This is a genomic window from Proteus sp. TSJ240517 (genome assembly GCF_047921575.1).
Classification (GTDB): Bacteria; Pseudomonadota; Gammaproteobacteria; order Enterobacterales; family Enterobacteriaceae; genus Proteus.
Window position 1 is genome coordinate 74713 of sequence record NZ_JBLRMH010000011.1, and the last position, 20926, is coordinate 95638.

The window sequence follows — 20926 nt, forward strand, 5'->3', positions numbered from 1 at the left end:
TCCTTAACTCTGCGAGAAGTCCGCAGGAGACTGTTGGTTATTTTGTGATTGAATGGTTTTCGCAACATCTAGGCTTTGCTTATGCTGCGTATCAGTTGCTTTTAGAATTAACTCGGCATCTGCTCGTGATGAGTCGCCTTGTTCTTTCTGGAAGTTATGTAACATTTTAAGCGCCTCTCTAATTTCAGCGCGCTTTGTGCTATCTGCTGATGCCAGAAGCTGGACAACTTTAGCCTCTGCAACTCTAGCTTCTGTTTGAGCTTGGAATGCTTTAACCTGAATGGATAGCTCTTCATTTTTCGTCTTCTGGACTTCTGCCTGTCCTTGCAAGTACACACCTTGCGCTGCCAATAACTCAGCATTAGGCTGTTGCGCCTGTTGCTGTGCCTGAGCAACAATCTGCTCTTCTTCTGCATTGCGAGGTTTGACGACACCTTGAGTAAGTAGCTGATTGCGGTTGTATTCCTTGAACTCATCAAGACCTTCACCATCCATGTTGTCCAAGATAATTCCCTGAACAACTGCGCGCATCAGATCTTGAGGAAGCATCCCAGCAAGAAGATTTGTCAGCACTGAAACAGTGGCATCACGCCTTGCTGTATAAGATGGCCCTACATCAACCGTGACATCATAACGACCAGTAGATAAATCATTCATGGCTACAATTTCGCCTGTTTGTTTATCTCGTATCGTCACAGACATCAGCGCTATATCATCAGTACCATCCTCATTAACTACGCGAACTTGCCTATCAGATCCATATACTTCTCTAGCCATCGACAGCCATACTTCACCAGCCCGTTTCAAGCTTTTAGCCATGTTATCCAGATAGATAAACGATGCCATATCAGAGCGATGCATAAGGCTATTAACAGTCTCTTTGGCAATATTGCTAGGCATTTGCTGCATTGCCTGACTAGCACCAGTTACTTCCTGAATATCTAAGCTTGTTTGCTGCAACAGTGCAGCCATTGCCTGATTAAGTGGTTGTGGTTGCGTATAACCAATTGCTGATGCTGGCGCAATAACATTGCCTTGCTTATCGGTTATTTCATTCAGAGGAAGGAATGCAGGTCTTTTTGAATTTCTATCAGCCCAGTGTTTTTCAAGCCCTTTAATCTGTTGCTTGCCAACAATAGGAACCGAACCGGGGTCTTGAGCTGCTGAATCAGCAAGCATTGACACCTGTAAGTTATAAAGGCGCTGAGCATCCATTGCTTTTGCAATATGCCCCTCGACTCGCTCGATGTCATCAATAAACCAGCGCTTACCATAAACAGGGATTAATGGAATGTGCTCACCCGGTATTCTCTGAGCTTTCTCAAGGAATCCATCACCATCGACCACTGACACATAAACTCGACGGCGCTTAACTGTTCTTCGAGCAACTTCAACAAAGCCAATATCAATTAATTCATCACCAACCTGCTCAAGTTGTTCGCTGTCATAGGTAACAACCTCTGAAGTAATTGGGTTTTGGAAGCTGACAACATCAACTGATTCTTTTCTTACCTCATAATACTTAGCGATATAGACAACATCAGAATCAAACCAGTCATAATCCCATGACCTATCAATACCTACATCTAACGTTGCTGGGTCTTTTTTGTACTCAGCCTTGTACTTCTCGGTGGATAGCGAGTACATGCAAAAAGCCCATTCGGCATCAGACTTGTCATATTTCTTGGCGTCAGGGTCAAACCACACTGAACGAGACGGATCATAAATAGGCTCGATAGAAATTCGCTGCCTGTCATCCATCGGGTCCAACTCATTGACCAAGTTTGTTGTTAACCTAAAGCAACCAAATCCACCTGTTGCTGCATCATCAAACGCATTATCACAAGCCTCGCCACCGTCAGTTTCTTCATAGTCAGCACGGAACAAGCCATTTAACTTATCGGCTAAATCCTCGCTTGCTTCTTTGTCACCTGGTCTAAACTTAACCGTGATTCGATTATTGCGATACTCACTGATGATCCTATTTAGCTCAGTGGCTATCTTGTTTATTTCAAATTTAGGGTATTTCTCAAAATGGTCATTGAGTTTAGTACCCGCAGAAGTTGCACCTTCCCATTGACCCCCGGGCACTCGTGCAAACCGTGTTGCTTCGACGCATTTCGCTCTCACATCTTCTTGCGGTGAGTGCGCACGGTCAAACCTGAGCATTATTCGCTCATGTCTTTGTTGTAGTGTTTCAGCCATAGTTACCAACTAGAAGATGATGGAACGTAAATCTCTGTATCGTCATGAATAATCACAGGGCAATACATAGACATCATGAGGGAGTCAGCCAAGTTAGGTGACGGAATTCCATGTTTGACTTTCATATCAACTTTGGTCATCAGTTCTAACTTGCCGTTACCATTAAACTTACGTTGAATTTGCGTAAGCTCTGCGAATAGTTTTTCTAACATCTGATCGCCGATTTCTTCTTTATCGAAGCTAATCATGTCGTCAGGGTTTGCATATTCTCCATGCTCTACTGCTCGATAGGTTAAATAGAGCCTGTCAGCCAATGCATAGTAGAATTGAGCGCGCTTATTTCTGAATACATCACCGATGGTTCGACTATTGTCTCCGCTAACCACTTCATCAGCCCATGCACCAGATTGATATAAGGCATCCTCATCGAAAGGTGATTCGCTACCTTTGAACATGGTTACTGTTGTTTGCTTTCCAGTGAATGCGTCAGTAACTTGCCTGCGTAATGCCGCACCCAATCCGTCACCATCCCATAGGAAGTGATCAGCGCCATCTTGAATAGCTTGCTCCGTAGCCCAATCAGCGCCCTCGTTAACATCCATTAGCAAACCTTCTGCAACTTTGTTAACTACTGATCCCCTGCGTGAAACATACCCCTTGGCATCACCGCCAGTATCAGACGGGTCGTGAGTTGAAATGACCGCACCTTTAGTTTTCCATCCTAACTTCTTGTGTGCGTCGGTAGCAGCCTCTAACCATTCACGTTTAATAATAGCCATATCACTAGCGCTTACTGGCTCACCCAACCAGATATGCCGATATAGCGTTGGATTCTTGCGTTTGCATTCCTCCATCTCTAATCGCAATACATCAGGGAAGTGAGGGTTGTCGGTATAGTTGGCAGTAAGCAAGCAAATATCATCAGGTGGGTTAACAACGAAACGCTGATAGGTGTCATCAAGAATGTTTTTCGGGTTAAAGCTCACCCATATTTCAGAGTTAGGCTTTCGAATTGTCGGGATCAGAATATCCCAACTCTCTTTTGTTACCGCCTCTGCTTCCTCCACCCAACAAACATCCACACCTTCAAGTGACTTAATCTTTGTCGGGTTATTCTTGATGCCGTAAAACATAAACTCAGCGCCAGTGCCAAGATGTTTAATCATAGTGCGCTGAATTTCGAACTCATTGTTATAACCCTCTCTCTCTATCGTATCTTCAAGAAGCCTGATAACTGAGTCACTAATACTGTTTTGCAATTCACGAGCGCAAAGTATACGGACTGGCTGTCTCCTCGCTGCTTCAACGAGAAGCCTAGCTATTGCCCAAGATTTACCGCTACCCCTGCCACCTTTAGCGACTTTGTAACGGTGCGCCTCAATGAATGGCATAAAGATAGGGTTTATCTGTGTCATGCTATTTACCGAATAATGAGCTCATAGGTGATGTTTCTATTTGAATTGCGCCGCCATCAGCACCAGTAATTTCCTGTGTAACTTTGTCGCCATACTTCTTTGGAGACATTCTAGCCAGCGACCATTTTCGAGTATCGATCCTAAGCTTAGCCTTAGCTACCTCAGCGGAATCAGGAAGCACGTCATCAGCTATTTCTAGAATCTCTTCAAATAATGCATCAGCCCTTTGCTCTGTTGCCTTCGCGTATTGGTCTCGAAACTCTGCATTTTCGGATAACCAACGGAATACTGTCGCCTTACTTGGCATTCCAGGTCTCCTACAAACCGATCGCAAGCTTTCTCCCTCTGCAAGCTTTGAACAAATATCATGAGCAGTCTCAGGCATGTAATCAGACGGGCGACCACCTTTGTTTTTCTTTGTCATAAGTCATCACCATTAGCACTAATTTTGTAATAAAACTTATTTATCTCATTACTAATCCAACCAGTTAGATACGCCAACGCCTCATGATTTTCGTGGTCTACTTTAATACCAACTATTTCTAACACCTTCCATGCGGCATGTACTGACTCATGAGATATAGTGTCGGCATTAAAACAATCGATATCTTTAAAGCTAATGAGGATAAGCATCTCACCAGTTTTTGTATTTTCAATCTGAACAACCTGCCCCATATTTGATGAGGTATGTATGCCAGATCCATAAATATTATCTGCAACATCCTCAGTAGCGCAGATATGAATATTAAGTCCGTATATGGGGACTTTTACTTTTTTATGTAATTTCATATATCCCCCTTTAATCAATTATCCAGCCCACTCGTAAATGAGCTGTGTAATTAACTACTACGTGAATAAATCTAGTGCTTGTTGAGCATCACGAGCGGCTTTCTGTGCTCGCGCTACAAACTGAGCTTCCGTCTGGCATGTTTTGTATGCGTCTTTGAATAACTCAAACTTGAGAGCGTCATCTTTTACGAACTCGATAGCTGCTTGAGCCGCTGCAGTATCGTTGCCAACTAACCGTAATAGCTCTAAGCGCATTTGATTTTGTGCTGTAATTTCTGTCATTTGATGTTCCTGTGTGAAGTTAATCGCAACCATCATCACGTATCACTACGTTACTTTGGTCACTTCTAGTCTGTTCCTAGCAGTCAAGATATGATCACTCTCCTTAATGGATAAACGATTTATCTAACCAAACTGGTATATACACTTACTTAAGCTATACTAAGTAAACATCGCTATACTTTGATTGATATCTTGTTAGTATTGCCCAGCCCCCATGCTGGGCTTTTTTTATTCTTTTGGAATGCTTTTATCCAGTTCTTCACGGAATTTAACTGGATTATCTGAACCTTGTACTGCCATGATATTTCTCCATTAAAAAGCCCCGTTATTGCGAGGCTCGTTGTTGTTCAATTTCCCGTATTGCTTTCTTGTCTGAATTACATTGCTCAATAACCGATAACAGGGAGATGTTTAACATTAACGATTCTCCCCATGTCATTTGTTCGGGTATGTATGGCAATAGACAATCAGCGGTTAGGTGTGCTGGTATTGCTATGTGTTCCACTGGCACGTATTCTTTCTGAATAGTCGTGCATCCTGATAAGAGCGTCATTAGGAATAGCAGCATTGGCGCAATCATTATTGACAAGAACAGTTTTGATAACCGTTTTAACTTTTTCAGAATCCACGGCTGACCTATTCCGCTCTTCGCTATTAAGTGATGAGACATTGTTGATAATCCTGAATGTACGGTTGGCATTTTCTGTGATGGATTGCTGACGAGATAACTGACTAGTTGCTGTGTTGTAATCTTTGCTCAGTTTGTCGTAGTCATCTATTACCCACCATAGCCAGAATGCAGATATTGCCAGTAGTCCAGCTAATACCTTAGTTAGCGTATTCATGCGGGATATGTCTTATGGGTTAATTGGAAGTGAGGGCCATCTTTAAATGTTTTCCAGTTACCGCCCCACTCAACATCAACGCCAAGCTCTTTCGCCGCTTGCATCATGGCATCAGCTACTTTTTTAAAGTATGGCCAATCATTCCAAGGGATCTGGTTATTTACCAGAGGAGCGCAATCAACAGCGTGACCAGTTAAGTGACGACTGTTCATCGTTTGGCTTTTTCCACTTGCAACTAATTGTCGTTGACGGGCTTCATTGCGCTTACCTTCAATCACCATAAAATCAATATCGGTAATTTCTAATGCTCGATGTACTACCTTAACCAAATCAGGATGAACGCCACGGAGGTTTTCTTCGCTACGTTTGCTTAATCTAAACTTACTCACTTCTTACCCCCTGTAAACTTATCCCAGAAGAAATCCAATGCTAAAGAGCCAGCGGAACCACATAAGCCAGCCGTAAATAACGTGTAGTAGAATGAGGCGTTAAGCTCTATTGATATAAGACCGCCCATCATTCCAGCAAAGCCAGATACGAACATTTGCATAATTGCCCCTACCCAGCTCCACCGATAACCATTGCGTTTATTGTCGATAATATATCTAGCTAATCCGCCGTATAGGGATATAGCGAATATGACACCCCATGCGGTGGCACTGAATTTATCTTTCTCGTCCATTCGTGTCATACCGCCTCCTTTTTGGAGGAATTAGTTAATAGAACGCCGACTCACAGCTCTTGTGTGAATGTAAGGTGTTGTGATTGATTCTGTGGTCGGCATATACGAAAAAAGATCGCTTAGGCGGTCTTCTGAATGAGTTGTTCGGAATAACCAAACATGTGAACTATCCGGAATTTCCGGAGAGTTGAACGTGTAACGACTGCTTACAGGTTTCAGATAACAAAAAACCCCGCCGAAGCGAGGTCTTGGATTCTTTTAACGTTAACGAAATGGCAATAACCCATCGTTAGAACGATATTTACACAGAAAGGTGCAAAAGTCAATTCATTCGTTAGAAGTATTCGTTTTTAATTTGTTACCTTTTTTAGTATGTAATCTGCGCTACTTTCTCCTTTTTCACACTCAACCGCTAAAGATTCATAAAATTTACTAACTGAACGCTTCCATTGATCAATCGTAATCCCTAAATGAGACACAGCCTGAAAAGCCTTTGATGCAGGTATTCGCTCGTAACCACGACCAGAACAACGCTTACAAGGCATACTGACAGCTTCACCGGTTAACCTTAGCGTTTCTTTGTCTATTGCCATACCACGCCCTTTACAGTCATTGCACGCACAAGAAACATAACCTTTACCGTTACACTTATCACAAGCGCATGACTCGGTGTCATCAGTAATGCGAACTTCTTTACCAAAGACTTTTTTAACCTTAATCGCCTTTACCTTAAAACCTGAACCATTGCACTTTACGCACTCAGTAACACTCGATGCTGATCTGCAATAATCTGCATAAGCGAATTTTGCGAGTATTTGCATTACCTTTCGCTTAACATTCATATCGAGTTTACGTAAGGCTGGAACCTTATCGCAATGATTCAATGCATGCCGAGTTAAAAGTTGTATCGCTTTCACTTTGTCATTCTGGCTTATCTCCATCTTTCCCGAGAACGCAGAAAAGCCGAATGACTCTTTACTTTGACAATATCCGAAAGCACCCATGACATCAGTACCGGTTAATCTATCTGGCGATGTTGAGCTAGGTGCATCTGATATTGATGTGGTTTTGGCGAAGTGATATTTAACAGCGCTTTCTAGGTTCATCTCACCTCCGGTAATACTGTGTGATAATCATCATTAGCCGTTGTATATAAAACCCTGACACCATCCATCAGCCCGCATAATACTTCCATGCATTCAGCAATCTGGATTACACAGAAGTTAACTCGACCGCCTGATCTGGATTTTAAATATCTTGCTTCTTCAATAGCTGCGATTAAGTCAGTGAACATCTTTCAGCTCCTTTAACTTCTTACGATAGTGATCACGTATCCGCTCATAATCCTCGCGCTTCCACTTTGGCAATTCATGAGAACCCATTAGTCGGTCGAAACGCTCCTGACCAATTTTCTCTATTAGTCGAGGTGTGTAGTTTTCGATATTTCCCGATAGATGGTTATTGCATGGGGCGCATTGCTTATGGACGTTATCTTCATCGAACCTAAGTTCTGGATTAGCACCGGTTGTTCGATAGTGTCCTGCGTGATACTGACCTTCGTGAAAACGACCACACGAGATGCAAGGCTCATCCTTGTCTCTTTCTCTGATAAATGTGTTGAATGCGGTCTGTGCTTGCTTGGTGAAATATGAGAGGGGTTTTACTGCTAACTTGCGGGCTTTGAGCTTGTCTTTTGCTTTAACTTCCTTTTCTCTTTGCTCCTTTTTACGTTTCGCTAATACTTTTTCTTTTTCCTTGTTTATTCGCCTTATTGCCAGTTCTGCTCCGTGTTCTGGGCAACACCACCAAATGTTACTGTATTTAGGGTGAAACCACTCTCGGCATATTTTACAGCGCCGTCGCCTTAAACTTTGCATACATCACCCCAAAACAACTCCAAGAATTAACATGGCAATAAACCATATTGCGATAAATTTTCCATAACGTGATAAATTGGCATTAAGCATTGGTTCAAACTCCTTTTGTGGTTTCTTTGGATGTTTATGTTTGTGTTTATATTTACTGCGATACCTCGGCATCTCCCTCTCCTTTGATTTTATCCATCACTTCCAAATGAGCGTATTCATCAGCACACTTGCTACACACATAAATTTCTTCATCTGTTAGCTGTCTATTGCATGACTGGCAGTTCATTGAACGCCTCGCTTTACCGCACGTTTAGTTTCACGTTTAATGGCAATACCTAGTCGCTCTAGCCACTCTCCGTATTTGAGTAGTGCTTCGGTTTCATCACTAATACGAGGGAATCCATCCATTTCAATATCTACCTCAAACTTTCCAAAGTTATCTCTGGCAATAGATATTTTCTGCTCTAACTTTGTAGTCTCGTTATTGTGAGTAACGTTATACTCCTTGAGAAATAGGTTTTCGTTTCTTTCAAACTTGACCAACTCCATTTTTGTTGACTTAGTTTTCACGCTCTCACCCCGCTCAATAAAGAATAAAATGTCATTCATCCTGCTCCCTTTTCAATTTCATATACTCACTGTTATCAGGTATCGTCACGAAACAATTTATACCTACCGCCCAGCATTCAACCTGCTCCATGAAGTGGAACATTTCACCTGTATCAAGTTTTGATGTTTTTCGAAGTGTCCTTACGCGCTCTGTAAGCTGTGTAGTAACGTCAACCATATCGACCACCTCGTAACCTAGGAATGTATGCTTAAGCATTTCCTTAACGGTTTCAGGTGTGTAATTAGCGTTGTTCTTACATAGATATTTACTTATCTCTCCGCACCACATATGGAAAGTGGCATTCTGAGATAGTGAACGCTTGTTTTTCCAAGGCTTGATAATGATTCGGTGTGGTTGGTTTGTTGCTAGAACTTCTTTGAGATGTTGCCATGCTGCGGTTTTGGTTGATTCGTGGAAGAGGAAATCTGCTTCCAAGTTAACCTCCAGATTTTACTTTTACCCTTTTCAATAATGTGTATTTTGCATTGCAACTAGTGCATATTGCTTTCATTGAACCTGAGCGAGATTGCTTTAACTTACCACCGCACTTGCAATTAACACTGCTCAATCTTTCAGCCATTTTTTCATTTATTTCTGATGAGTTATTTACTGCTGGTTTTCTTGGAGTTGGTTTTATATAACCAAGCACTTTACAAATACGCCTGTATTCTTTTGTTATCCACTTCCCGTCTGGCTCATAGTGTAATCCATCCCCTATCATGTCGCCGAGTTTCACCAATTGCCTATGTAAATACTCTTTGTCCTTATCACTCACTGTTAGCTCTCCTAATCATCAAGTTTCATAATCCTAATAAAATCTTTTTTTATCTTTCTTAATTGCTTTTTTGTTGGCTTGGATGGAAGGTAACATTCAATATAACTACCATAACTAAACACTATTACAGCCCAGCAATTCCAATTATTTCCTGTGTCATAAATTACTTTTGTTCCTATCATATCAACGCCTCTCTCAATCCTGTTTTCACATATTTGATATTGTGGGCAACTAAAATCTCCCACTCGTCATAATCGTGACCGAAAAAATGACCTCCTGCCCAAGCGCCATCATTGTCTTGGTCATTCAGTATGAAATCCCATTGCTCATCGTTGAGTTTAACTAAACGAGCAACGTTGGCATCAAACACTTGTTGCTTAATCATTCTTGCAAGTGGTGATTCCATCATTCACCCTCTGGCATTGGTGGGATGCAAGAAACATCGAAATTTTTTATTTCTAATTCCCGCTGCAGTGATTCAATTTCTAATCGTAGGTTTGATATTTTTTGTCTAGAGATAATTCTGTCTGTTTTCAGCTCTCTATTTTCCTCTGTGAGCTGTTTACATTTTTCAAATAAACTTTCTGTGTTCATTCATCTAAAAATCCTCTTGCGTGTTCCCCCGCAGGAACTTGATTAGTTAATTTTGATATTCGATTTAACGCTTGCTACACGAATGAAATAACGTAGTAGCTCGGTATTCATCCATTGCTTCTCAGTCAAATGAAATACCCATGAAAGCAACTTATCTGGGGTGTTACATGAGGAGATAGAGATCTCATATCGATCAACTTCATTGTCACTTAGCTGGAAAACAAAGTGATTGCCTTCAACTTTTAAAACAGAACGCAACACTTCAAGTCTTTCAATAAAATCATCCGTATCTAACTGCTCTAAATTCATACATTTGCTCCTTGAAATCTTCTTTGTTGTGGTCTGCTACTTTGTTGACAGATGCTTGATGCTTGAGCCTGATCGGTGTCAAGAAAGTGACCATTTTTGAATAATTGATAAACAGTTCCCAATTTCCCAAATCGGTTTTTTGTCACAATTATTTCTGCGTAAGCTGCTGCGGGGGAGTTTTCATTATAGACTGCATCGCGATAAAGCATGATGATGCTATCTGCATCTTGCTCTACACTTCCTGAATCTCTTAAATCCGCATTGGTAGGTCGTTTGTTAGGTCTCTTTTCAACATCACGAGATAGCTGGCTTAGTGAAATAACAGGCGTTCTGATGTTTTTAGCCAGACCTTTTAGCGTTGCTGAAATATGAGCAATAGCCAAATCGTTACGTTCTGCTCTAGGCTTCTCAATCAACCCTAAGTAGTCGACCATGATCAACGATAATTCTGGATGACGCTTCTTGTGTCTTGTTGAAATTGCAGTGATTTGTTCAACGGTTAATTTGCTGGCATCGACAACCCAGACATTCAAGCCAAGTAAATTACCAGCCCCCATAGATACCCTTCCCCAATCTTCGTCACTCATACGAGATGGGTTTCTCAATGCGCTAACAGATAGGTTTGCTGATCCTGCAATCTGACGCTCTACGATTTGCTGAGAGTCCATTTCCATTGAGAAAATTAAAACGCCTTTCTTGTTGTCAGTGCCGATAACATTTTGAGAGGCAACGCCTTCTGTAATTTTCAGCGCAATTTCTGTCTTACCCATTCCTGGTCTAGCGGCGATAATGACTAGGTCGACAGGATTTATTCCTCCCATAATTTCATCTAATTCGCGGATCCCCGTTTTTAGTGTGTCCGATTCCTCGCCTTTGTTAACACGCTCTTGTAAAACTTCGGTGTAATCTTCGATTAACGACGAAACGTGGACGGGAGCAATATCACCTTTCGAGGAATGCATATCAGATGCCTGAGCAAGAAAACTCTCCATTGCTTCACTGGCTTGCTCGATGGTTCCACTTTCAATCACACCGCGCACAGAGTCCATTAGCTGGATCATGGCTCTACGGTTGTGATTATCGGTCACCATCTTGGCATAGCCTTTCAGGTTGGCTGCGCTAGGACAATCCTTGGCCGTTTGGATGATACTAGCTAGATGCTCACTACCCATCCCTTCAGCAACCATCATCATATCGATGACACCGCGAGACTTAGCTTGTTTTTGAATAACTTGATAGGCTTCTCGATAGAACCTAACTGAAAATGATTCAGGCTCTAAAGTGGCTAAAACATCCGAGGCATCAGGTGTTAACCCTGAAATTAACAAACCGCCAATAACACTTGCTTCAAATTCCGTATTGATCACTTAAAACCCCCTGTCAGCAAATTTACCTTCTCGAACACCTGTCAACGTTGTTTCTCTTAGCAGATAATCAATATCAGCAGTCCAACCCGTATCGTTCTCACCAAAATAAAATGGCTTAGCCATTCGCACAAAGGCTCTAACGTAGGCTCGCCAACCATCAACATTTGCCGTTGCAAGGTTTTTGATTATCTTCCTGATCCGTGTTTTACGTTTCTCGTTAGCTTCCACAGCATGAGGCAGTCTGTCACCAACTTCCTCGTTGTAGGCATTGAGATATTCATCGTAGTTAATTGGAGTTGATTTTCTCTTGGTAGGTTTCACCGATTCTCCCCCTTTCACCTCGTGAGGGGTAAGGGGTGTATTACTTTCTTTCTTTTCTTTTGTAATAGTTTCTTTTGTGTTTAGCTGACTTGGCTTATGTGAATTAGCCGTTTTAGCTAATGTTTTATTAGCCGACTTAGCTAATGTTTCGCTAACTTGGCTAATATTGAAATTCCACTCAGTAAAATCTTTGTTAATTCCAATTTTATTACCTGATGAAATAACAATATTCATAGCAATCATTTCATTCTTCGCTTTGCAAACATGAGTATGATGAATACCTGTCATTTCAGCTATCTGAGTGTTTGTAATACGGTCTAACTTTTTGCCGAAGCCGTATGTCTTTCTGATGATCGCCATAACGACTTTTAGTTGTCTTGCTGTTAAATCTGCACACATAACAGCTTCAAATAGGTCGTTGGCTATTCTTGTGTAACCATCTTCAAGATTTGCCACTGTTGACCTCTCTTGCCGTCGTTGATTACCAAAGTCAGCGTATGCAACATTGCTATTCATCACTTTTACCTCCTAGTACCTGTTGACGATGTTCAGTGCGTATTTTTGCATCCTCAAGTATTTCTCTGAGGCACTTAACACCGTCCTGAGTAACCAATCTGTTAAAGCGATTTCTAGCGTTGTTTTTATGCACAGTACTATGATTAAATCGTTGTTTCATGGTATAATTCCCTTATTCCTAAGCTGTATCAGCAAAAGGAAAGCTCAAAATCAGCTTCCCTTTAATACTGGTTATTGATACAGTGTATTTGTTAGTCTAAATGGTTAAGTCCATTTGTTGAGAAGCCTCACCATTCGCAGTGGTTGAGGCTTTTCTTTTTGGTGCTTTGACATGTTCAAGCATCTGAATTAATGCCCTAGCCTCATCACCTTGCAATATCACTGTGTCATCTGGTGTCTCATACCCAATAGCAACTAAAAGCCTTGCACAACGTTGTATGAAGCTTAATTGCGTTTTAGATTGTTGAGATTGCCAGCGAGATATTTGTGATTCGTGAATACCCGTCCTTTTCGCTACTTCTCTAGCGCCAGTAACAAGTATCCCTTTCATGATTTTTGATTCGATTTCTCGAAATTTGCGTTCGTTTGATAGTTCCATTTGTTAAATTCCTTCTTAGATTACTTCCCATATTGGGAACAGCAGTAATGATCCGTGGCTCATTCCATATGAGCGGATTGTTTGCTCCAAGATTGCCTAGAGCAGGTTAGTGATGTTAAAGAGCGATTAAAACTAAGCAGCAAGTAATTTTTTTTGGCTAATAGCCAGTAAGTCTTCAGCTTTTATTTTCCCTTTGGATAGGGTTTGGATTGTTTTTGCATAATTAGTTTTTCCAAAGAACTCTGTTTTTGGTAGAAAACCGTTATCAATCCATTTATAAACAGCTCGCTCACTTACTCCGCATGCCTTTGCTACTTCTGCAACGCCAATTTGTTTAATTGGCTCCCTTAAATCGTGCATAGAAGTCTCCTTAATGAACTTTCAGTACATATATTAGTTGAACTGACAGTTCCTTTCAAGATGTTTATTATTGAACGTATGGTACAAATTAATAACGTGCGTGAACTATTTGCCAAGAGGCTTGCGCAGGCTTCAAGAGATGCTGGTTTTGATGACCATGGCAAAGCGACAGAAATAGCTAATAAACTTGGCGTAACAACCAAGGCTGTTAGTAAATGGTTTAATGCTGAATCACTACCAAGACAGGAGGTGATGAATAAGTTAGCTAAATTACTTTCAGTGGATATAGTCTGGTTGCAACACGGTCAGGAGAATGTAAATAATTCAAATGTTAGTAATCCAAGACCTTATAGACCAGCCCCTAAATACCCTGTAATTAGCTTTGTTCAGGCTGGTAATTGGACTGAAGCCTGTGAGCCATATACACTTAGCGAGATCGATGAATGGTATGAGTCTGAAGTTGCTGTTCAGGGATCTGCTTTTTGGCTTAAGGTTGAGGGAGACTCAATGACAGCGCCAACAGGTATCAGTATTCCAGAAGGATCATTGGTTCTAGTTGATACAGGAAGAGAGCCTATAAATGGAAGCTTGGTAATAGCTAAGCTTACTGATACGAATGAAGCAACATTCAAAAAACTTGTTTTAGATGGAGCTAAATATCTTAAAGCGTTAAACCCAGCCTACCCCGCAATTACTATAAATGGTAACTGTAAAATTATTGGTGTTGTAGTTCAAATGATGATGCGATTTGTCTAACTTTTAATCATTAAAAAGAGGATGCTTTGAGAATACTTTTTCTAATTATTATCATTGCTTTGTCAGGCTGTGTAACAGGTGAAAAAATATCATCAATACATTCTGGGATGAGTAAAGACAATGTTATATCAATAATGGGTAACCCTGATGGGAATGCGTCAAGCAATGATTATGAAATATTAATTTATGCTAACAGGCTTATGTCTGGTTGGTCTTATGATAAAGCCGACTATAAGTTTATATTTAAAAATAATTCTCTTATTGAATATGGACCAGAAAAAATAAGACAAGATAATGGGGCTTCGGCTATTAGAGCAATATCAGCACAACAAAGCCTGTTACTATGGCAACAACAGCAAAACATTTATAAGAAACCAGTAACAACAACGAACTGTACAAAATTAGGCTCTACCGTTAACTGCACATCATACTAACCTCATACTCTTTATTTGATCCCTCTATATGAGGGATTTTTTTCATCCCGCCTAAATAAATTAGTGATTAAGATCTAATTTTAAATATTTACAAAAAATAAATACCTTTTAAAAACAACAAAATATACTAAAAGTTCACTATGATAATAAAATATTGTACTTTTGGTTCTTGATTTATGTGAACTATTGGTTCAATATATAACTCATCAAAGGCAAGGAGCCAAAGGTAAACGGATTTAGTTCTTTAACAATTAGGAAGAAATGATTCAGGCATTCTTGAATCACCACTGAGTGGTTTTTGGTGAGCAATAAATCTCAACCAAAGATCACTTAGGAGGCAAATATGGCAACGATAAAGGTCATTGAAAGAAGTAGTTACTCTCAACGTAGATATGAGCGCAGGGCTGAGTTCCTAGCTCGTAAACGTGAAGAGATAAAAACTCCAAGTCGCTCAGTGGAAGAAATATGGGATTCGATATTTGGTATTGAGAAACCAGAACGCCCTGTTCTCTCTCTTAAACCAACAAAGCATTATCCAAGTGGAGATAACTGTTGCTTACCTAATGTAGCAGTATTTTCAGGAGTTAAAACAAAACAGCCGAGCAGTGAGTTCGGGGTTACGGCGAGGTGAAGCCCATGGATGGGCTAGCATCACAAACCAAATTTGCTCTTAGCTGCTTCCATGAATAATGCAGCCGCTATTCCGGCATTAGCAAACACTGTATCAACTAATTTACCAACAACAGCCTCAGAACCTTTTTCTCTTACCAGTGAAAGCAGAGATTTTTTATCCTCTTCAGGAATGTTAGCTGAGCGGATCATTGTCTCTAGATTATCAATGGTGTTTTGGTGAATTTTAATTGTTACTGTATTTATTTGGTTTCCTACTGTATCCATGTTTGCATAATCAACTCCTGCAGCGGTTAGTGACATGCTTCCTGTATTGAATCCATAGCCACCGCCAATGCCAAACCGAATCGCATTGTGGTTAATTAATCCAATATTGACTAAGTAGCCAACGTCATTAGCTAATTGATCCATTCCAAGTTTATCTACAAGTTCTTGAAACTTTTCGTCGCTAATGGGCTGCATTAGTCTTTCCCTGTCATTCATCATTCGAATAATCATTTCGTGTCTCTCTAAAAGAGTTGCCATGTAGTTTCCTTTTCTTTGCATTGGGGTGATTAAATTATACACAAATTTCTTGCATTGGGGAATGTAAGAACCACCTCGCCTGACGTGGTTAAAAGCAGGCACAGTTAACTAATTACAGTCCATTCTGTGGGCTGTGGTGAGTTGATTAATAGATAGGAGATAGAGATGGAAATTACGATTTTGTGCTCGTCAGCTGATTGTAGCTCTGGTGTTGGAGTCATGGAGGTAAAGGTCACCGATGTGGCTGATATTTCAATTCCAGAGTGGTATCAAACTGAAATACTCAGAACAGCTATTAGTGAAGAAAATATAATCAAGTACCTTAAAAGCCAAGGTTATTTGGTTACCCGTTAATAACGGAGGGAGTATGACAGATAAAAACTACGACGCACATTACAAAAGTGATGGGTCTATTACCTCAGCATCATTACGCGATAAGTTCGCAATGGCTGCTATGAATGGAATCCTTGTAAACACAGAGAGAAATCAATTTTCATTCAGTGATACAGGTGAAATTGCAAGTAAGGCCTATGAGTTGGCAGATGCAATGTTAAAGGCTAGGGGGTGATATGGAATTTAAAGGTACGCCAGCTCCGTGGCATTTAAGAGGTGGAGTAATTAAAAACTCTCTTTTGATTGATGATAATCATAACGTTGTCGCATCCTTTCTTACTGAAATTAAAGAAGAAGATGCCAATCTAATCGCAACAGCACCAGAGTTATTAGAACAGTTAATCAGACTTCGCAATAAAATTGCAAGCTATAAACCAGATGATGACGATGATTTAGACATCGTTGACGCTGTAATCGCAAAAGCCATCGGTCAGCAGTAACCCACCACTTAATCATTCATATCGCTATTAATAGTGAGGAATACGCACATAAGGAACATAGGAAATGGCAAATGAATTAGTCGTAATTGAACAAGCAACAGCTCTCGATTTATTCACAGCACCAGAAAAAGTAAATCAGATGCTAGCTCACATTAAAACGCTGGCTGAGGAAGAACGAAAAGAACTCGACAGTGATTTATCTGTGGCTAAAAACCGCAAGGCTTTCGCGTCACTGGCATACAAAGTTACTCAAACAAAAACAGCTATTGATAAGGCTGGCAAACTGGTTGTTGATGACCTGAAAGAATTACCTAAGAAAGTAGATGCCGCACGTAAGCTATTTCGATACGAACTTGACTCACTGAGTGATGGTATTCGAAAGCCACTAACAGAGTGGGAAGAGCAAGAAAAAGCTCGCGAAGAAGCCGAAGCACTTAAGAAGCAAATCGAAGTTGATCACGAAGAAGCTCTGCAAATGAACGAATTGTTTGATTTACGCAAAGCCGAAGAAGAACGCAAGCGCGTTGCTCGTGAAGAAGAAATGAAGCGACAAGCTGCTGAGCAAGCAAGACTCGAAGCTGAACGTAAAGCACGGCAAGAAATTGAAGCAGCAGCACGGCGTGAGCGTGAAGCAAAAGAAGCCGCTGAGCGTGCAGAGCGTGAAAAGCAGGAAGCAATTCAACGTGCAGAGCAAGCAGCAAAAGAAGCCAAGGAAAAGGCAGAACGTGATGCCAGAGAAGCACTGGAACGAGCCGAACGTGAGAAACAATTAGCTATCGAAGCTGAGCGCAAGAAAGCACAGGAAGCTGAGCAAGCACGATTAGCTGAGGAAGAGCGTAAACATCAGGAAGAGGCTAAACGTCAGGCTGATAAGGAACATCAAAAAGCAATTAACAATCAGGCTATGCAAGATTTAATTGATGCTGGCATTCCAGAAGAGTGCGCCAAGAATTGCATTATCGCTATCGCTAAAAACCTAGTATCAAACGTAAAAATTCACTACTAACCCACCGCACCAACACCAGGTAACCACCTTATCGCTCACCTAGCGAGGTAACAATGAAATCAAAATATTGCATCACTATGCGTGATTGCATGGCGGTGCGTATCACTACGCCTCAAGCACGTAAAAATAAACGTACAAGTCCATGGTTATTCAGTTTAGCAGTGGTCATTGTGACAACCGTTGGCGTAATACCAACATTTGTAAGTTGAGGTGATTATGCAAATTTCATACAGCTACTCGAACGGAACTCGGGTAGTAGACGGCAAAACAGTCATGGAATTTGACGACAGTAGCAAGCTCAGTATTGAGACAAGAAGTTTCAGAGAGCTGGCTAAGTTAACGGAAATTGACTCAGTTGAGGCAATGGAATATGCACTCGATTGTGACGACGAATCGCTTGAACGGATTATCAATGCGATAGGCAAGGAAGCCTTTATTAACAGGATATTGCGTGTTTCTAAGCTAAGGAGGGTTGCGTGACTAAAGTTCTAGATATGTGTTGTGGTAGTCGTATGTTCTGGTTTGACAAGGAAGATAATCGAGCAATCTACAGTGATATCCGCACAGAGAAACATATTTTATGTGATGGCAGGAAGCTAAATATCACTCCAAACATTATCGCTGATTTTAAAAACCTCACCTTCTCTGACAGTCAATTTTATCAAGTTATATTCGACCCACCTCACTTAATCAGAGTTGGCCACAACGGATGGATGTTTAAAAAGTACGGGCGATTAAATAAAGAGTCATGGAAAGACGATTTATCAAAAGGATTTGGTGAAGCATTTAGAGTGCTCAAGCCAAACGGAACATTGGCTTTTAAGTGGAATGAAACGCAAATACCTACCAAGCAAGTTTTAGCGCTAACCGACCAAAAACCAACAATAGTACAGCGTGTCGGTAAGAGCGATAAAACGCATTGGGTGCTGTTTATTAAGGAGGAGTTATGAGCAACTCAAAGCAATGGTTAGAAGAATTACGCAGGAAGCGTAAAGAATCGCAGGAACGCGAACACTATGAATTTATGTATCAAACGGAAGTATTAGGACGACAAGGATTGTCGATACCAATAAAGGACTTTTCAGGAGATTTTCAATGAATGTTTCTAACTCTTACCCTACCGATCAATACCCTCAACTAACATCACCGTCATTAGCAAAAAACAGAGAGGAAGCTCTAGCTCAAGCTATTGCAATGATTGAGGGGCATTTGCCAAATACGAGTGTCAAGGAGAGGGAAAAACGATTGGCAATGGAACTGCTACACATGAACTTGGACGCATCGAAAAATCACCCTCCTCTACCGCCTCATATACAGGCATTACTTGATGCAGAAAGGAATTCTGCACCAAGTGATAAATTTGAAGTCGATTACTACGGGACTGATCGCCGACCTGGTCAGTATTTGGGAGATTAATATGACATACAGAGTTGTAGATACAGAGAATTGTGATTTTGACAGCGGAATAGTTGAGATTGCAAGTATCGACATTAACAACAATGAAATTGATTACACATCTCAGAAGTCACACTTTGTAAACCCGCAGAAACCAATCTCAATAAATGCCATGGCAATTCATCACATCACCGATGAAATGATTGCTGATTCTCCACTTATTGGTGACGTTATAGGTAATTACAAGGGGTCTGATTATCTAGTTGCACATAACGCAGAGTTCGATAAACGGATGATGCCGGAAATGGATGTTCCGTTTATTTGCACGTTAAAGCTGGCAAGACGCTTATATCCAGAGTTAGAGAGCCACAGTAATCAATATCTACGTTACGCGCTAAAGCTGAATGTTCATGTTCCAGATGGATTGCACGCACACAGAGCGCTATATGACTGCATTGTTACAGCATCATTGTTTAAACGAATCAAGGACGATTCAGGGTGGTCAGATAAGGAAATGTTAGAAATAACTAATCAGCCATCACTATTAAACAAGTTACGTTTTGGTAAGTACAAAGGAATGACATTCGTCGAAATTAAGAAAGAAAATACAGGTTATTTAACTTGGTTACTCAATCAGACTGATTTAGATCCTGATGTTGAGTTTTCAATTAAATACTGGCTGGAGAAAAAAGATGAGTGAGGTATATAAAGCAATAAGTAATGTTGCTAAGGAACTAGCAGAAAAAGGAATAAGCAAGGAGAGACCAAAAGGCGGTGGTGTTAATTATGCATTTAGAGGGATTGATGCAGTTTATAACGCCCTAGCCCCTGCATTAGTTAAGCATGGATTGCTTATCTTGACTCGCTGTACTGAACGCTCGGTATGTGAGAGAACCAGTAAGAGCGGAGGTGTATTAAATTATGTCACTGTAAAAGCTGAGTTTGATTTTGTATCTGTCACGGATGGCAGTAAACACACAGTTATGACTTATGGAGAGGCTATGGATAGCGGAGATAAAGCCACAAACAAAGCCATGTCCATTGCATATAAGTACGCGGCATTTCAAGCGTTCTGCATTCCAACAGAAGAAACAGCAATTGATGCAGATGCGGAAATTCATAATGTGGCGCCACGGACGGCAGAGCAGATATTGGCTGATTACACTAACTTTCTTGGAACAGCTACGAATCAGTCACAAATCATGGATGAGTACAAAAAAGCATGGAATGCATTGGCTGGCACTGAATCACAAAAGGAATGTGAACGTGTAACAGGCATTCGAATTAAAGAACTTAAGGAAACTGCATAATGGCAAGTAAAGGCGTGAATAAATGTATTCTCATTGGTCACTTGGGGCAAGATCCAGAAATCCGCTATATGCCATCAGGTGGCGCAATCGCTAATCTCACACTAGCCACATCGGAATCGTGGCGTGATAAACAAACCGGTGAGATGAAAGAAAAAACCGAGTGGCATCGAGTGTGCATCTTCGGCAAATTAGCAGAAATTGCAGGTGAATATCTGAGAAAAGGAAGTCAAGTATATATCGAAGGTTCTCTGCAAACCAGAAAATGGCAAGACCAACGCGGGCAAGACCGATACACAACGGAAGTGGTAGTTAATGTCGGCGGTTCTATGCAGATGTTAGGCGGTAACGGTGGTAATCAGGCAGGAAGCCAGAAGTCACAGCAGAATCAAGGATGGGGACAACCACAGCAACCTCAACACCCCAAACAGCAAGCTCCACAATATCCTGAGCCACCAATGGATTTCTCAGACGATATCCCTTTTTGACCACCCTACCCGTTTA

General features: G+C 41.0%; 37 protein-coding genes. 15 read left to right on the plus strand and 22 right to left on the minus strand.

From position 1 onward, the window contains the following. Positions 1-3: 3 nt before the first annotated feature. The 21 genes from ACNARN_RS16815 to ACNARN_RS16915 form a co-directional block, all read right to left on the minus strand. Positions 4-2205, minus strand: coding sequence for a portal protein (locus ACNARN_RS16815; protein ID WP_416304730.1), 2202 nt, complete (start codon positions 2203-2205; stop codon positions 4-6). A 2-nt stretch (positions 2206-2207) separates the two neighbouring features. Next, a complete protein-coding gene (locus ACNARN_RS16820; protein ID WP_416304731.1) occupies positions 2208-3620 on the minus strand; it encodes a PBSX family phage terminase large subunit in 1413 nt (470 codons plus the stop codon). Position 3621: 1 nt separating this feature from the next. Next, positions 3622-4044: a ubiquitin carboxyl-hydrolase gene (locus tag ACNARN_RS16825; RefSeq protein WP_159287599.1), complete on the minus strand. Its 423-nt coding sequence runs from the start codon at positions 4042-4044 to the stop codon at positions 3622-3624. After that, complete coding sequence (locus ACNARN_RS16830; RefSeq protein WP_416304732.1) at positions 4041-4409, minus strand: hypothetical protein; 369 nt, start codon at positions 4407-4409, stop codon at positions 4041-4043. The genes ACNARN_RS16825 and ACNARN_RS16830 overlap by 4 nt, the downstream gene beginning before the upstream one ends. Before the next feature lie 57 nt (positions 4410-4466). Beyond that, positions 4467-4691 carry a DUF2560 family protein gene (locus tag ACNARN_RS16835; RefSeq protein WP_069368036.1) on the minus strand — a complete coding sequence of 75 codons (225 nt, stop codon included), beginning with the start codon at positions 4689-4691 and terminating at the stop codon, positions 4467-4469. 467 nt (positions 4692-5158) lie between these two features. Further along, the gene (locus tag ACNARN_RS16840; protein WP_416304733.1) at positions 5159-5536 is read right to left on the minus strand and encodes a hypothetical protein; all 378 of its coding nucleotides are present in this window, start codon (positions 5534-5536) and stop codon (positions 5159-5161) included. After that, positions 5533-5925 carry a M15 family metallopeptidase gene (locus ACNARN_RS16845; protein ID WP_416304734.1) on the minus strand — a complete coding sequence of 131 codons (393 nt, stop codon included), beginning with the start codon at positions 5923-5925 and terminating at the stop codon, positions 5533-5535. Before ACNARN_RS16845 ends, ACNARN_RS16840 begins: the two co-directional genes overlap by 4 nt. Further along, positions 5922-6227 carry a phage holin family protein gene (locus ACNARN_RS16850; RefSeq protein WP_049199107.1) on the minus strand — a complete coding sequence of 102 codons (306 nt, stop codon included), beginning with the start codon at positions 6225-6227 and terminating at the stop codon, positions 5922-5924. Before ACNARN_RS16850 ends, ACNARN_RS16845 begins: the two co-directional genes overlap by 4 nt. A 341-nt stretch (positions 6228-6568) precedes the next feature. Further along, complete coding sequence (locus ACNARN_RS16855; protein ID WP_277272657.1) at positions 6569-7324, minus strand: antitermination protein; 756 nt, start codon at positions 7322-7324, stop codon at positions 6569-6571. Between the two features lie 177 nt (positions 7325-7501). Beyond that, entirely contained in the window at positions 7502-8095 is a 594-nt protein-coding gene (locus tag ACNARN_RS16860) for a recombination protein NinG (RefSeq protein ID WP_416304735.1), read from the minus strand. 3 nt (positions 8096-8098) lie between these two features. Further along, the gene (locus ACNARN_RS16865) at positions 8099-8257 is read right to left on the minus strand and encodes a hypothetical protein (RefSeq protein ID WP_416304736.1); all 159 of its coding nucleotides are present in this window, start codon (positions 8255-8257) and stop codon (positions 8099-8101) included. Positions 8258-8368: 111 nt separating this feature from the next. Then, on the minus strand, positions 8369-8695 hold the full coding sequence (locus ACNARN_RS16870) for a hypothetical protein (RefSeq protein ID WP_416304737.1): 327 nt from the start codon (positions 8693-8695) through the stop codon (positions 8369-8371). After that, the gene (locus ACNARN_RS16875) at positions 8688-9131 is read right to left on the minus strand and encodes a YbcN family protein (protein ID WP_416304738.1); all 444 of its coding nucleotides are present in this window, start codon (positions 9129-9131) and stop codon (positions 8688-8690) included. Before ACNARN_RS16875 ends, ACNARN_RS16870 begins: the two co-directional genes overlap by 8 nt. Position 9132: 1 nt before the next feature. After that, positions 9133-9471: a hypothetical protein gene (locus ACNARN_RS16880; protein WP_416304739.1), complete on the minus strand. Its 339-nt coding sequence runs from the start codon at positions 9469-9471 to the stop codon at positions 9133-9135. Positions 9472-9649: 178 nt separating this feature from the next. After that, complete coding sequence (locus tag ACNARN_RS16885; protein WP_416304740.1) at positions 9650-9877, minus strand: hypothetical protein; 228 nt, start codon at positions 9875-9877, stop codon at positions 9650-9652. Continuing rightward, positions 9877-10065 (minus strand): hypothetical protein, encoded by a 189-nt coding sequence (locus ACNARN_RS16890; protein ID WP_416304741.1) that lies wholly within the window; start codon positions 10063-10065, stop codon positions 9877-9879. The genes ACNARN_RS16885 and ACNARN_RS16890 overlap by 1 nt, the downstream gene beginning before the upstream one ends. A 42-nt stretch (positions 10066-10107) precedes the next feature. Beyond that, positions 10108-10374, minus strand: a complete 267-nt coding sequence (locus tag ACNARN_RS16895; RefSeq protein WP_416304742.1) for a hypothetical protein — start codon at positions 10372-10374, stop codon at positions 10108-10110. Continuing rightward, positions 10371-11738 carry a replicative DNA helicase gene (locus ACNARN_RS16900; protein WP_416304768.1) on the minus strand — a complete coding sequence of 456 codons (1368 nt, stop codon included), beginning with the start codon at positions 11736-11738 and terminating at the stop codon, positions 10371-10373. Before ACNARN_RS16900 ends, ACNARN_RS16895 begins: the two co-directional genes overlap by 4 nt. Before the next feature lie 3 nt (positions 11739-11741). After that, entirely contained in the window at positions 11742-12578 is an 837-nt protein-coding gene (locus tag ACNARN_RS16905; RefSeq protein WP_049257590.1) for a replication protein, read from the minus strand. A gap of 256 nt (positions 12579-12834) precedes the next feature. Then, on the minus strand, positions 12835-13176 hold the full coding sequence (locus tag ACNARN_RS16910) for a CII family transcriptional regulator (protein ID WP_123822272.1): 342 nt from the start codon (positions 13174-13176) through the stop codon (positions 12835-12837). Positions 13177-13308: 132 nt separating this feature from the next. Continuing rightward, positions 13309-13536 carry a helix-turn-helix domain-containing protein gene (locus ACNARN_RS16915; protein WP_109391285.1) on the minus strand — a complete coding sequence of 76 codons (228 nt, stop codon included), beginning with the start codon at positions 13534-13536 and terminating at the stop codon, positions 13309-13311. A gap of 60 nt (positions 13537-13596) precedes the next feature. On the opposite strand from ACNARN_RS16915, the gene ACNARN_RS16920 reads away from it, so the two are divergent. The 3 genes from ACNARN_RS16920 to ACNARN_RS16930 all read left to right on the plus strand — a co-directional run bounded on the left by ACNARN_RS16920 (position 13597) and on the right by ACNARN_RS16930 (position 15357). After that, a complete protein-coding gene (locus ACNARN_RS16920) occupies positions 13597-14292 on the plus strand; it encodes a LexA family protein (RefSeq protein WP_228407726.1) in 696 nt (231 codons plus the stop codon). A gap of 26 nt (positions 14293-14318) precedes the next feature. Further along, positions 14319-14726, plus strand: coding sequence for a hypothetical protein (locus ACNARN_RS16925; protein ID WP_264993413.1), 408 nt, complete (start codon positions 14319-14321; stop codon positions 14724-14726). Between the two features lie 343 nt (positions 14727-15069). Next, on the plus strand, positions 15070-15357 hold the full coding sequence (locus ACNARN_RS16930) for a hypothetical protein (protein WP_416304743.1): 288 nt from the start codon (positions 15070-15072) through the stop codon (positions 15355-15357). A 20-nt stretch (positions 15358-15377) separates the two neighbouring features. Here ACNARN_RS16930 and ACNARN_RS16935 read toward each other — a convergent pair whose 3' ends face one another. After that, positions 15378-15881, minus strand: coding sequence for a hypothetical protein (locus ACNARN_RS16935; RefSeq protein ID WP_277265734.1), 504 nt, complete (start codon positions 15879-15881; stop codon positions 15378-15380). 165 nt (positions 15882-16046) lie between these two features. Here ACNARN_RS16935 and ACNARN_RS16940 point away from each other — a divergent pair, with 165 nt between their 5' ends. The 12 genes from ACNARN_RS16940 (at position 16047) to ACNARN_RS16995 (ending at position 20910) form a co-directional block, all read left to right on the plus strand. Then, positions 16047-16235, plus strand: coding sequence for a hypothetical protein (locus ACNARN_RS16940; RefSeq protein ID WP_036905388.1), 189 nt, complete (start codon positions 16047-16049; stop codon positions 16233-16235). A gap of 13 nt (positions 16236-16248) precedes the next feature. After that, positions 16249-16449: a hypothetical protein gene (locus ACNARN_RS16945; RefSeq protein WP_416304744.1), complete on the plus strand. Its 201-nt coding sequence runs from the start codon at positions 16249-16251 to the stop codon at positions 16447-16449. Between the two features lies 1 nt (position 16450). Continuing rightward, on the plus strand, positions 16451-16714 hold the full coding sequence (locus ACNARN_RS16950) for a hypothetical protein (protein WP_416304745.1): 264 nt from the start codon (positions 16451-16453) through the stop codon (positions 16712-16714). 64 nt (positions 16715-16778) lie between these two features. Then, positions 16779-17720 (plus strand): cell envelope biogenesis protein TolA, encoded by a 942-nt coding sequence (locus ACNARN_RS16955; RefSeq protein ID WP_416304746.1) that lies wholly within the window; start codon positions 16779-16781, stop codon positions 17718-17720. 53 nt (positions 17721-17773) lie between these two features. Further along, positions 17774-17929 carry a hypothetical protein gene (locus ACNARN_RS16960; protein ID WP_416304747.1) on the plus strand — a complete coding sequence of 52 codons (156 nt, stop codon included), beginning with the start codon at positions 17774-17776 and terminating at the stop codon, positions 17927-17929. A 64-nt stretch (positions 17930-17993) separates the two neighbouring features. Then, complete coding sequence (locus tag ACNARN_RS16965; RefSeq protein WP_416304748.1) at positions 17994-18200, plus strand: hypothetical protein; 207 nt, start codon at positions 17994-17996, stop codon at positions 18198-18200. A 32-nt stretch (positions 18201-18232) separates the two neighbouring features. Beyond that, a complete protein-coding gene (locus tag ACNARN_RS16970; RefSeq protein ID WP_416304769.1) occupies positions 18233-18670 on the plus strand; it encodes an SAM-dependent methyltransferase in 438 nt (145 codons plus the stop codon). Continuing rightward, entirely contained in the window at positions 18667-18819 is a 153-nt protein-coding gene (locus ACNARN_RS16975; RefSeq protein ID WP_416304749.1) for a hypothetical protein, read from the plus strand. The genes ACNARN_RS16970 and ACNARN_RS16975 overlap by 4 nt, the downstream gene beginning before the upstream one ends. Then, a complete protein-coding gene (locus ACNARN_RS16980; protein WP_416304750.1) occupies positions 18816-19136 on the plus strand; it encodes a hypothetical protein in 321 nt (106 codons plus the stop codon). Before ACNARN_RS16975 ends, ACNARN_RS16980 begins: the two co-directional genes overlap by 4 nt. A 1-nt stretch (position 19137) precedes the next feature. Next, entirely contained in the window at positions 19138-19815 is a 678-nt protein-coding gene (exoX, locus tag ACNARN_RS16985) for an exodeoxyribonuclease X (protein WP_416304751.1), read from the plus strand. Continuing rightward, positions 19808-20425, plus strand: coding sequence for an ERF family protein (locus ACNARN_RS16990; RefSeq protein ID WP_074924242.1), 618 nt, complete (start codon positions 19808-19810; stop codon positions 20423-20425). Before exoX ends, ACNARN_RS16990 begins: the two co-directional genes overlap by 8 nt. Next, positions 20425-20910, plus strand: coding sequence for a single-stranded DNA-binding protein (locus ACNARN_RS16995; protein ID WP_416304752.1), 486 nt, complete (start codon positions 20425-20427; stop codon positions 20908-20910). The genes ACNARN_RS16990 and ACNARN_RS16995 overlap by 1 nt, the downstream gene beginning before the upstream one ends. Positions 20911-20926 lie beyond the last annotated feature (16 nt).